The 11,878-nt window shown below is 59.0% G+C and carries 12 protein-coding genes; 7 read left to right on the forward strand and 5 right to left on the reverse strand.

Annotated elements, in window-relative coordinates:
• The first annotated feature begins 89 nt into the window (after positions 1–89).
• The gene (locus tag AC07UI_RS10685) at positions 90–857 is read left to right on the forward strand and encodes a DODA-type extradiol aromatic ring-opening family dioxygenase (RefSeq protein WP_494992460.1); all 768 of its coding nucleotides are present in this window, start codon (positions 90–92) and stop codon (positions 855–857) included.
• A gap of 97 nt (positions 858–954) precedes the next feature.
• On the opposite strand, the gene AC07UI_RS10690 is transcribed toward AC07UI_RS10685, so the two are convergent.
• Positions 955–2,628, reverse strand: a complete 1,674-nt coding sequence (locus AC07UI_RS10690) for a DEAD/DEAH box helicase (protein ID WP_494992461.1) — start codon at positions 2,626–2,628, stop codon at positions 955–957.
• A 421-nt stretch (positions 2,629–3,049) separates the two neighbouring features.
• Between AC07UI_RS10690 and AC07UI_RS10695 the strand changes: the two genes are divergently transcribed.
• Positions 3,050–3,841 carry a crotonase/enoyl-CoA hydratase family protein gene (locus AC07UI_RS10695; protein ID WP_494992462.1) on the forward strand — a complete coding sequence of 264 codons (792 nt, stop codon included), beginning with the start codon at positions 3,050–3,052 and terminating at the stop codon, positions 3,839–3,841.
• Positions 3,842–3,850: 9 nt separating this feature from the next.
• Here the strand turns inward: AC07UI_RS10695 and AC07UI_RS10700 are convergent, their stop codons facing one another.
• Positions 3,851–4,606: a spermidine synthase gene (locus AC07UI_RS10700; RefSeq protein ID WP_494992463.1), complete on the reverse strand. Its 756-nt coding sequence runs from the start codon at positions 4,604–4,606 to the stop codon at positions 3,851–3,853.
• A gap of 161 nt (positions 4,607–4,767) precedes the next feature.
• Here AC07UI_RS10700 and AC07UI_RS10705 point away from each other — a divergent pair, with 161 nt between their 5' ends.
• Positions 4,768–6,114: a class II 3-deoxy-7-phosphoheptulonate synthase gene (locus AC07UI_RS10705; RefSeq protein ID WP_494992464.1), complete on the forward strand. Its 1,347-nt coding sequence runs from the start codon at positions 4,768–4,770 to the stop codon at positions 6,112–6,114.
• A 95-nt stretch (positions 6,115–6,209) separates the two neighbouring features.
• Here AC07UI_RS10705 and AC07UI_RS10710 read toward each other — a convergent pair whose 3' ends face one another.
• Together AC07UI_RS10710 and AC07UI_RS10715 are read right to left on the reverse strand one after the other, a co-directional pair.
• A complete protein-coding gene (locus AC07UI_RS10710) occupies positions 6,210–7,433 on the reverse strand; it encodes a winged helix-turn-helix domain-containing protein (protein WP_494992465.1) in 1,224 nt (407 codons plus the stop codon).
• Positions 7,434–7,497: 64 nt separating this feature from the next.
• A complete protein-coding gene (locus AC07UI_RS10715; RefSeq protein WP_494992479.1) occupies positions 7,498–7,719 on the reverse strand; it encodes a DUF1127 domain-containing protein in 222 nt (73 codons plus the stop codon).
• 70 nt (positions 7,720–7,789) lie between these two features.
• Here AC07UI_RS10715 and AC07UI_RS10720 point away from each other — a divergent pair, with 70 nt between their 5' ends.
• The gene (locus tag AC07UI_RS10720; protein ID WP_494992466.1) at positions 7,790–8,671 is read left to right on the forward strand and encodes a LysR substrate-binding domain-containing protein; all 882 of its coding nucleotides are present in this window, start codon (positions 7,790–7,792) and stop codon (positions 8,669–8,671) included.
• On the opposite strand, the gene AC07UI_RS10725 is transcribed toward AC07UI_RS10720, so the two are convergent.
• Positions 8,661–9,410, reverse strand: coding sequence for a sulfite exporter TauE/SafE family protein (locus AC07UI_RS10725; RefSeq protein ID WP_494992467.1), 750 nt, complete (start codon positions 9,408–9,410; stop codon positions 8,661–8,663). The two genes, AC07UI_RS10720 and AC07UI_RS10725, sit on opposite strands and share 11 nt — an antisense overlap.
• 108 nt (positions 9,411–9,518) lie before the next feature.
• On the opposite strand from AC07UI_RS10725, the gene AC07UI_RS10730 reads away from it, so the two are divergent.
• The 3 genes from AC07UI_RS10730 (at position 9,519) to AC07UI_RS10740 (ending at position 11,765) form a co-directional block, all read left to right on the forward strand.
• Complete coding sequence (locus AC07UI_RS10730) at positions 9,519–10,475, forward strand: LysR family transcriptional regulator (RefSeq protein WP_494992480.1); 957 nt, start codon at positions 9,519–9,521, stop codon at positions 10,473–10,475.
• 70 nt (positions 10,476–10,545) lie between these two features.
• The gene (locus tag AC07UI_RS10735) at positions 10,546–11,007 is read left to right on the forward strand and encodes a MarR family winged helix-turn-helix transcriptional regulator (RefSeq protein WP_494992468.1); all 462 of its coding nucleotides are present in this window, start codon (positions 10,546–10,548) and stop codon (positions 11,005–11,007) included.
• Between the two features lie 338 nt (positions 11,008–11,345).
• On the forward strand, positions 11,346–11,765 hold the full coding sequence (locus AC07UI_RS10740; RefSeq protein ID WP_494992469.1) for an organic hydroperoxide resistance protein: 420 nt from the start codon (positions 11,346–11,348) through the stop codon (positions 11,763–11,765).
• Positions 11,766–11,878 lie beyond the last annotated feature (113 nt).

Here is an 11,878-nt window from a genome sequence, read left to right on the forward strand (position 1 = left end):
AATTCGATCAAAAGGCACTAAAACTTATATTAGATTTAGATCAATGATCTGACTGAAGATGATGTCATCTTAACGCTCAGGAACCTCTTATGCTCCCTAGCCTGTTTATCTCCCATGGCTCGCCAATGCTAGCACTGGAACCCGGTGCCAGCGGCCCGGCTCTGGCACGTCTGGCCGCCGAATTACCCAGACCCAAAGCCATCGTGCTGGTTTCAGCCCACTGGGAAAGCCAGGAGCTGCTGGTCAGTGGCAACCCTCAGCCGGAAACCTGGCATGACTTTGGTGGCTTCCCACCCGCGTTGTTTGCCGTACAGTATCCAGCTCCCGGTGAGCCAGAGCTCGCAGCGCAGGTAGTCGACTTACTCAAAGCCGACGGGCTGCATGCCCGGATTGACGCCAAGCGCCCGTTCGACCATGGCGCCTGGGTTCCACTGTCTCTGATGTATCCGCAAGCCGATATTCCGGTGGTACAAGTTTCGCTTCCAAGTCGTCTTGGGCCAGCCCTGCAAACCCGCGTCGGCCATGCGTTGGCCAGCCTGCGCGAACATGGCGTACTGCTGATCGGCTCCGGCAGCATCACCCACAACCTGCGCGAGCTGGACTGGCACGCCGGCCCGGAAAGCGTAGAGCCCTGGGCCAAAGCCTTTCGCGACTGGGTGATCGACAAACTCGCCGCTGACGACGAAGCAGCCCTGCATGACTATCGCCAGCAAGCGCCCTATGCCGTGCGCAGCCATCCCAGCGACGAGCATTTGCTTCCGCTGTATTTCGCCCGTGGTGCCGGCGGCGACTTCAGTATTGCCCATCAAGGCTTCACCATGGGTGCGCTGGGGATGGACATCTATCGGTTTGGCTAAATGATCGTTCCCACGCTCTGCGTGGAAACGATCAGGCATAAAAAATCCCCGAACCAGTCGGGGATTTTTTATGCTCGATTGATCAGCTCAGCGCGGATCAGTCTTCGCGATAACGACGCAGTTTCAACTGCTTGCCGGCAACGCGAGTGTCCTTCAGTTTGGTCAGCAGACGCTCCAGACCATCTTCCGGCAACTCTACCAGGCTGAAGCTGTCACGCACCTGAATGCGACCGATAGCTTCACGCGCCAGACCACCTTCGTTAAGGATGGCGCCCAGCAGGTTCTTGGCAGCGATACCATCACGCGCGCCCAGCGCGGTACGGCAACGAGCACGGCCTTCAGCCAGCGGAACCGGAGCGCGACGCTCACGATCACCACGGTCCGGACGATCACCGGAACGCTCTGGACGATCGCCACGCGGTGCATTGTTCGGCACCAGTGGACGCTCTTTCTCGATGGCAGCCAGGGTCAGTGCTTGAGCGTTGGTAGCCTTGCGCAGCAGAGCAGCGGCCAGTGCACGCGGGGTGCAACCGATGTCGGCAGTCAGACGATCCAGCAGCTCACCGTGAGTCGACTCGGCATCAGCAACCAGCGGCGACAGGCTGTTGGTCAGTTTCTTGATGCGTGCATCGAGAACGGCCTGAGCATCCGGCAGGCGGACTTCAGCAACCTTTTGACCGGTTACACGTTCGATCACTTGCAGCATGCGGCGCTCACGCGGAGTCACCAGCAGCAGTGCACGACCTTCGCGACCGGCACGGCCAGTACGGCCGATACGGTGAACGTAGGACTCTGGATCGTACGGCATGTCCACGTTGAATACGTGGGTGATACGCGGAACGTCCAGACCACGGGCAGCAACGTCGGTCGCCACAACGATGTCCAGACGGCCATCCTTGAGGGACTCGATCACGCGCTCACGCTGGTTCTGGGCAATGTCACCGTTCAGCGCAGCGGCTTTGTAGCCTTTGGCTTCCAGCGCGCTGGCCAGGTCCAGGGTCGCTTGCTTGGTACGCACGAACATGATCAGCGCGTCGAAATCTTCCACTTCCAGCAGGCTCAATACAGCCGAGGTCTTCTGGTCAGCGTGAACCAACAGGTGAGCCTGTTCGATCGCGGTAACGGTCTGAGTCTTGGTCTGGATCTTGATGTGCTTCGGATCGCGCAGATGGCGCTCAGCGATGGCACGGATCGACTGCGGCAAGGTGGCCGAGAACAATACGGTCTGACGGGTTTCCGGCATGGCCTTGAAGATAACTTCCAGGTCGTCCATGAAGCCCAGCTTGAGCATTTCGTCGGCTTCGTCGAGAACCAGGTGGTTCACGGTCGCCAATACTTTTTCGTCGCGACGCAGGTGGTCGCACAGACGACCCGGAGTGGCGACAACGATCTGTGCGCCATTACGGATGGCTTTCAATTGCGGGCCCATCGGCGCACCGCCGTAGACAGCCACAACAGTTACGCCCGGCATTTGCTTGGCGTAGGTTTCGAAAGCGGTTGCAACTTGTAGCGCCAACTCACGAGTTGGGGCCAGGATCAGAGCTTGCGGCTCGCGCTTGGACGGATCAATGCGGTGCAGAATCGGCAGGGCGAACGCAGCGGTTTTACCCGTACCGGTTTGCGCCTGGCCAATCATATCGTGACCGGCGAGAATGATCGGGATCGACTGCTGCTGAATGGCCGAAGGCTCTTCATAGCCGGTAGCGACTACTGCAGCGACAATATTGGGATGAAGTTCAAGAGCGGCGAAGCCGCCGATTTCCTGGGTCATGGGTCTGCCTCTAAGTGCATCCGCAAAGACCCATGCTCCAAAGCTGCGCGTGCCGTGTTGAGACTCAAGAGTCGCCCTGGCAGCTTTGTCGGCGGGGATTTGCGAAAACGTTTGAATGAATGGATCGTCAAGGATAGTCCGCAGAGCGAACAAGCAACCGAAGCTGGCTTCGGGGGAATTGCTATACCTAAACGTGGCCCGGTTAAAGGCCGGCGCGCACTATACCGGAATTACTGAAAAAAGGGAGAAGTTTTTATAAGAAAAAGCAGCTGTACGCCTCTCTGTCACGGGCTTTGCGGATAATCCTCCAAGCGTCTACTTTTCAGAGGCCCGGCCCTATTGGTCATGACGCTTAAACGGTTCATCTTTCAGGCTGAGACCTTCGGTCTGAAACACCCTTTTCCGCCCAAGGATATGTCCCATGAATCAGCTCAATCCAAGTCGCGTCAGCCGTGAACAGCGCGGTCATATCCTGTTGATCGGCCTGGACCGCGTTGCCAAACGTAACGCCTTCGACCTCGATCTGCTTAACGAACTCAGCCTGGCCTATGGCGAGTTCGAACGTAATGCCCAGGCTCGGGTAGCCGTGGTGTTCGGTCACGGTGAACACTTTACCGCCGGGCTGGATCTGGCGAATGTCGGTGCCGCTCTGGCCAACGGCTGGCAGGCGCCGACCGGCGGCTGCGATCCATGGGGAGTGTTCGCAGGCCCCAGGGTCAGTAAGCCGGTGATCGTCGCCGTACAAGGCTACTGCCTGACCATCGGCATCGAATTGATGCTGGCTGCCGATATCAACCTGTGCGCCAGCAATACGCGTTTCGCCCAGATGGAAGTCCAGCGCGGGATCTTCCCTTTCGGTGGCGCCACCTTGCGCCTGCATCAAATCGCCGGCTGGGGCAACGCCATGCGCTGGCTGTTGACCGGCGATGAGTTCGACGCTCATGACGCCTTGCGGCTAGGTCTGGTCCAGGAAGTGATGGCCAGCGAAGACCTGTTACCCCGCGCACTGGAGTTGGCCCAACGTATCGCCAGGCAAGCACCCTTGGGCGTTCAGGCGACCTTGATGTCCGCCCGTCAGGCACGCCTTGAAGGCGAAACCGCCGCCGCTCAAGGTTTGCCGCCACTGGTCAAAAAATTGCTGAACAGTGAAGACGCCAAGGAAGGTCTGCGCGCGATGATCGAGAAACGACCCGGTGACTTCAAAGGCTGTTGAGGCTGTGCCTTATGTCGCCGGGCGAATATCCTTGATCAGCGACTGCAGCGAGTACCCCAGACGCGGCGCCAGCGTTTCGGCTCGCGCGATCAGGCCTTCCATATCCAGTTGCTGATCCAGGTCGGATGGAACCATCAGGATCACATTGCCCTCCTTCACCGGCAGCTCCCAATAATGCCGGTGATAAAGACCACGCAGCAAAGCCGCGCCCAATGGCTTGCCGTCATCGGTGGCCCATTGATTGATCACCAACCAGCCACCCGGATTCAGACGTTTCTGACAGTTTGCCAGAAAGCCCCAGGCCAGATGCCCGACGCCCGGACCGACATCAGTGTAGAGGTCGACGAAGATCAGATCCGCGGGCTCGGCAGTGTCGAGCAGCTCCAGGGCATCGCCGACACGGATATAAAGTCGCGGGTCGTCATCCAGCCCCAGGTATTCGATGGCCAGGCGCGGAACGTCCGGGCGAAGCTCGATGGCTTCGACATCTTCCAGCGGCAGGAACTTGAGGCAGGCCTGGGTCAGCGTGCCCGCGCCAAGCCCCAGAAACAGTGCACTTTCCGGGGTTTCGTGACACAGCGCACCGATCAGCATGGCCCGGGTATAGTCGTACTCCAGCCAGCTTGGGTCGGCGGTGAACACGCAACTCTGTTCGATGGCATCGCCAAATTCGAGAAAGCGGTAATCCGCCACTTCCAGCACCCGAATCATGCCAAAGTCATCGTGCACCTCAGCGAGCAGGCGCTCGACGCGCTCCTCAGTCATCTCATCTCCTAACCGCCACCGGGCTCAACCTCGGCAACGCGATAAATCCAGTCGCTCGGCACCGAGCGGGAAAGGCGCGATTGTCCGCGAACCAACGGGAACAGGTCACGCACTAATTACTGATAACATGGATGTCCGACCGTAAAACACTAGAGTCCATGATGAGCCAACCCTGGAGCCCTGACAGCTGGCGCGCCCTGCCGATCCAGCAACAACCCCATTACCCTGACGCTGCGCACTTGTTGCAGGTCGAGCAAAGCCTGGCCAGTTATCCGCCGTTGGTGTTTGCCGGTGAAGCCCGGGAGTTGCGCCGTCAGTTTGCCGAGGTGACTCAGGGTCGGGCATTTCTGCTGCAAGGCGGTGATTGCGCAGAAAGCTTTGCCGAATTCTCTGCGGCAAAAATCCGTGACACCTTTAAAGTATTGCTGCAGATGGCGATTGTCATGACCTTTGCGGCGGGCTGCCCGGTGGTCAAGGTCGGCCGCATGGCCGGGCAATTTGCCAAACCGCGGTCCTCCAACGATGAAACCATCAACGGCGTGACCCTGCCGGCTTACCGTGGCGACATCGTCAACGGCATCGGTTTCGATGAAAAGAGCCGCGTGCCGGATCCGGATCGTTTGCTGCAGGCCTACCATCAGTCCACTGCAACGCTGAACCTGCTGCGCGCCTTTGCTCAGGGCGGTTTTGCCGACCTGCATCAAGTTCATAAATGGAACCTGGATTTTATCGCCAACTCGGCCCTGGCCGAGAAGTACAGCCACCTGGCTGATCGCATTGATGAAACCCTGGCCTTCATGCGCGCCTGTGGCATGGATAGCTCACCACAACTGCGCGAAACCAGCTTTTTCACCGCCCACGAAGCGCTGCTGCTGAACTACGAAGAAGCCTTCGTGCGACGCGACAGCCTGACCAACGATTACTACGACTGCTCGGCGCACATGCTCTGGATCGGCGACCGCACGCGCCAGCTCGACGGCGCCCACGTCGAGTTCCTGCGCGGGGTGAACAACCCGATCGGGGTCAAGGTCGGTCCGAGCATGAACACCGAGGAGTTGATTCGTCTGATCGACATCCTTAACCCGGACAACGATCCCGGCCGCCTCAACCTGATCGTGCGCATGGGCGCGAACAAGGTTGGCGACCATCTGCCGCAGCTGATCCGTTCAGTGGAAAGCGAAGGCAAGAAAGTGCTGTGGAGTTCCGACCCGATGCACGGCAACACGATCAAAGCCAGCAGCGGCTACAAGACCCGCGACTTCGCGCAGATCCTCAATGAAGTGAAACAGTTCTTCCAGGTGCACGAAGCGGAAGGTAGTTATGCCGGCGGTATCCATATCGAAATGACCGGACAGAACGTCACCGAATGTATCGGCGGCGCACGGCCGATTACCGAGGATGGCTTATCGGACCGTTATCACACCCATTGCGACCCACGAATGAATGCCGATCAGTCGCTGGAACTGGCGTTTTTGATTGCCGAGACACTCAAACAGGTTCGCCGTTGAGTCAGTAAGAGCTGATCATTCCCACGCTCCGCGTGGGAATGCCGCCCTGGACGCTCTGCGTCTGTTCCAAAACGTGATGCGGAGCGTGGGAACGATCATTCCTCCTGCATCAACGCCACCCGCAACCGCGCCGCACTGGCACGCGGGCAGTTCAACTGAATTTCCGGCAAGCCCAGCCAGTCGGCCATCTGTCGCAGATTCTTGGCCAACGCCCGCATCCCCTGCTCATCCAGCCCTGGCTCTTCCTCATGCACAGCATGCACCGCCAGCCTTCCCTGAGCCCGTTCAGCCCGTAAATCGACCCGAGCGGCAATTCGTTCGTTGTAAAGAAACGGCAGCACGTAATAGCCATACACCCGTTTGGACTGAGGCGTGTAGATCTCCAGCCGATAGCGAAAATCGAACAAACGTTCGGTGCGGCTACGCTCCCAGATCAGTGAATCAAACGGCGAGAGCAAGGCGCTGACCTCGACTGCGCGCGGGACTTTCGGCACGGGCAGGCAATAGGCGGGTTGCCGCCAACCCTGAACATCGCAAACCACCAACTCACCCGCCTCGACCAACTCAGCCAGACGCGCGCGGCTGTCGACAGGTGAAAGCCGAAAATAATCGCGCAAGTCCTTGTCAGTACCGACCCCCAGCGCACTCGCGGCATGCACAAGCAGCCCGCGCTGGGCCTCGGCTTCACTGAGTAGCGGTTGCTGAAGAGTCGCTGCTGGAATGACCCGCTCGGGTAAATCATAAAGACGCTCGAAACCACGACGCCCTGAAACAGTCACTTCACCGGCGGCAAACAACCACTCCAGCGCATGCTTCTCGGCACTCCAGTCCCACCAGGGGCCCGCCCGCTCCTGACGCGTCGACAAACTGCCAGCGCCGAGAGCCCCTCGCTCCTCAACCAGGGTCAATACTCGACGAATCGTCTCCTGCTGCTCCCGCCCGAATCGGGCCATTTGTTGATAAATGCCCTCCCCTTGCCTCGCCCGCTGCATGCGCCAGCGCATCAAGGGATACATTGATAGCGGCAGCAAAGACGCCTCATGCCCCCAATACTCGAACAACGTGCGCCGTCGGCCCTGACTCCAGGCAGCCTGATCAAGCAAATCGGACGAATAGTGACCGAGGCGCGAGTACAGAGGAAGGTAGTGCGAGCGCACCAGAGCGTTGACCGAATCGATCTGCAGGATGCCCAGACGTTCGATCAACCGGTTGAGTTGAGGCGATTTGACCGTCGCTGGCGGCTGGCGCCCGGAGAAACCTTGGGCGGCCAGCGCCAGACGCCGAGCCTGTTTGAGAGAAAAGGACAGTTCTGCGGGCATGTGTATCTCCATGTCTGCTCGCAAACTACCCCACCACGAAGCCGCTTGTGTAGTTGTCCGATAATCATTTGCGCATCGGGTCGTCCCAGAATGGGCGTACGGCTTCCTGCTCGACATCGGCCCGACTGATCCCGATATCCTTCAACGCCTCGTCGCTCATCCTCGCCAGCAGCGCACGCTCACGATTGAGCTGATGCCAGCGGGCGATTTTCTCCATCAAAGGACGCAGGGAGAAACCATGGAATGAAAATTTTTCGACCAGTAGATAACCTTTTTGACCTTTCATCATGTTGCCCTCCAGTGGGGATGACTAAAGTCTCGTCCTGGAGCTAAGATCAATCCAACGAATGTTTCTTATGCAATACATCTCAGAGATTGATCAATTGGCCAACTACCCAAGCATCGACACCGAAGTCCTGCGCACCTTCGTCGCGATCGCCGACCAAGGTGGCTTTACCCGCGCCGGTGAATTGGTCAATCGCACCCAATCGGCGGTGAGCATGCAGATGAAGCGTCTTGAAGAAGACGTCCTGCAACGCCAGCTGTTTCAGCGTGATGGGCGCCAGGTACGGCTGACCGCCGAGGGTCAGGTTTTGCTCGGTTACGCCCGGCGCATCCTGAAACTGCACAGTGAAGTGTTCAATACGCTGCGCGAACCGCACATGGTCGGCACCGTGCGCATCGGTACGCCCGATGACTATGTGATGCGCTTTTTGCCGGGGATTTTGTCGCGCTTCGCGCAAGCCTATCCCTTGATCCAGATCGAAGTGCATTGCGAGTCATCAAAACAACTGCTGCAACGCCAGGACCTGGACCTGTCCATCGTCACCCGCGAACCGGGCAGCGAGATTGGCCAGTTGCTGCGCAAGGAGCGTTTTGTCTGGGCCGAGGCACAATGCTTCAGCCCCCACGAACAAACGCCGCTGCCGCTGGCGATGTTCAACAGCGATTGTTTCTGCCGGATTTGGGCCTGCAACGCCCTGGATGCTGCCGGGCGCGACTATCGCATCGCCTATAACAGTTCCAGCCTCTCGGCGCTCATGGCGGTGGTCAGCGCCGGCCTGGCGGTCACCGCGCAACTGGAGAGCCTGATCACCTCGGATATGCGCATCCTCGGTGATGCCGAAGAACTGCCGCTCTTGCCTGAAGCCAGCATCATGCTGGTGCGCAACCTGAACGCACCATCGCCCATTACCGAGTGCCTGGCCGAGCACATCGTCGAAGGCTTCAAACTTTAAACGTGAGCATCACCGCACAGAACACCAGGAAGCCGCAAAACAGCCCGCGCAAGAGTCGCTCCGGCATGGCGTGGGCAATTTTCACCCCCCAACTGATGCTCAATAAACCGCCGGCCGCCAAGGGCAAACCAATCATCCAGCTCACCTGGTGATGGAGCGCGTAGGTCACCAACGTGACGCCGGTACTCGGCAAGGCCAAGGCCAGGGACAAGCCTTGGGCAATGACCTGGCTGGTGCCGAACAGGCTGGTCAGCACCGGTGTGGCGACCACTGCCCCGCCGACACCAAACAATCCACCCATGGTCCCGGATGCTGCGCCCAACACGCCCAGCCAGGGCCACGAGTAACGCATCTGCGCCGAGACCGGGGCGCTGGCCATGAACATTCGCGCAAGGTTGTAGACTGACAAGGCGATCAGAAACGCGACGAAGCCAATACGCATCACTCGCGCATCGATGCCCACTGCCCAGATTGAACCCAGCCAGGCGAAGCAAAAGCCCATCAAGGCCAGGGGCAACGCGTGGCGCAGCTCAATGCGATTGCGCTGGTGATAGCGCCACAAAGCCAACATCACGTTCGGCACCACCATGACCAACGCCGTGCCTTGAGCAATTTGCTGATCCAGACCAAACAAAACACCGAGCACCGGAATCGCGATCAAGCCGCCGCCGATACCGAACAAACCGCCCACGGTACCCAAGGCTGCGCCAAATGCCAGATACATCACTAACTCAATCACAGGCGATCCCCTCACGTCTGGCTTTGCATGCTACGCAGTCTGTACTGGCGTGGAAACGCACAGAAACGCACAATGGCTATGCCCAATCCGCACAAGCAAACCCCAGGCATGAACCCCAATATCCTCACCGATCAGCTCGGCCTGTTTCTCGATGTACTGGAAACCGGCAGCTTCTCTGCCGCCTCGCGTCGCCATCCGTTGACGCCATCGGCGGTAGCCCGGCGCATCGACAGCCTTGAGAGTGCAGTCGGCAGCCAACTGTTCACCCGTAGCACCCATGCCGTGCGCGCGACACCGGCTGGCCTGGCATTTGCCGAGCGAGCACGACGTATAGTCGCCGAACTACGTCTGGCCCGGGCCGAAGCCGTCTCCCTGAGCAATGCCCCGGAAGGACTGATTCGCGTGGACGCCCCGGCCGCTTTTGGCCGACGCCACCTGGCGCCGGTGATTGCCGACTTCCTGGTGGTCTATCCGGGGCTGGATGTTCAGCTGCACCTGATCGACAGCTTTGTCGATATGCAGGGTTCGAACCTGGGCAAAGTCGATCTGGTGCTGCGGGCCGGGCAAATGGCCGATACCCGATTGGTCGCCACGCCCTTGGCCAGCATGGTGCGGATTGCCTGCGCCAGCCCTGCCTACCTGAAACGCCGCGGCGCGCCGATTCATCCCAAGGAACTGAGCGAGCACGATGGCCTCGACTGGGATGGTCTGGCACCCCCTTTCGCCTGGCGTTTCGAGCTGGACGGGCAACTGCAACAGCACCGCCCGCAGCGCATGCGCATGAGTGCCAATAATGCCGAAGCGCTACTCTTCGGCGCACTTGCAGGGCTGGGCATCGCCCACCTGCCGACCTGGCTGATCAGTGAGCACCTGCTGCGCGGTGAGTTGCTACCACTGTTTTGCGAAAGTGGGCTGCCCAAACCGGAAACCACCGGTATTTATGCCTTGCGTCTGGAACAGCAAGCCAACTCCCGCAGTCGGTTGTTGCTGGAGTACCTCAAGGGCCGGTTCAGCCCGATCCCGCCTTGGGATCTGGCACTGCAAAGCGACCTCGGTTGGCGCTGACCCAAAAATTATCTAGCGCATTAAAGATTCACCCGCTAGATTCAGGGCGAGTAACGATCAAGGCCTCAAAATGACTAGCGTTAGCTCCACCCCCGATAACTGCGACCAACTGCTGCTCGACAACCAGCTATGTTTCGCCCTGCACTCCACATCGCTGTTGATGACCAAGGTCTACAAGCCGCTGTTGCAAGCTTTAGGTCTGACCTATCCGCAATACCTGGCGATGATGGTGCTGTGGGAACGCGACGGATTGACCGTAGGCGAGATCAGCACCCGCTTGCTGACGGACCCGGGGTCACTGACACCTCTGCTCAAACGCCTCGAAGCCGAAGGTTTGTTAAGCCGCACCCGCAGCCGTGAAGACGAGCGCGTGGTGATCGTTGAATTGACCGCGCAAGGCCACGCCCTGCGGGACAAGGCGCGGGATATTCCACAATGCATCCTTGGCGCGAGCGGCCAGACCCTGGACCAGATACGCAAGTTGCAGGCCGATTTGCTGGCTTTGCGCAGTCATTTGCAAGACAGCCTGTAAGCGCTCACCCGCGCTTTTGTCACTCCCCCCGCGACTAACGCGAACCTGCGGTGGAATGCGTTGAGCCTGAAATTCCTTAAGCTTACTGGCATCAGGAGCTGGCCGCGAAGGCGCCCTCCCAGCCAAACAAAATTCATCACGACGAAAATTTTCTGAGCGCTACTCAAGCGCTCTAAACCAAGCCTCACGCCGACAGTCATCCTTCAGCTTCTGGGCGCTGAACGTTGCTTGCATAAAAATTATATTGCGCGCTAACTATTTGCGAGCTACATTTATCTCGCACTTACTTAGCGCGCAAATATTTAGCGCATACAGCCATCAAAAAAGAGGCTTACACCATGCAAACTCTCTACACCGCTGTTGCAACTGCTACCGGTGGCCGTGATGGCCGTGCTGTTTCCAGCGACAACATCCTCGACGTCAAGCTCTCCACCCCGAAAGAACTTGGGGGAGCCGGCGGCGAGGCAACCAACCCTGAGCAGCTGTTCGCTGCCGGTTACTCCGCCTGCTTCATCGGCGCACTGAAATTCGTTGCCAGCCAGAGCAAACGCAAAATCCCCGACGACGCCTCGATCACCGCCCATGTCGGCATTGGCCAGATTCCGGGTGGCTTCGGACTGGACATAGACCTGCACATCAACCTGCCCGGCCTGGAGCAAGCTGAAGCACAAACGCTGGTCGACGCCGCACACCAGGTCTGCCCTTACTCCAACGCCACTCGCGGTAACGTCGATGTGCGCTTGCACGTCACTGTCTGAGTGCTCGCACCCAACAGACGTGTCTAGTCCTGAAATAGGTTTACACCTGTTTCACCCTAACGCTCGATGACGCTGAACTCGCCTTACGCGACGTTCATGGTCTTGATCGTTCC

Source organism: Pseudomonas sp. GW821-FHT04C07 (assembly GCF_059420325.1).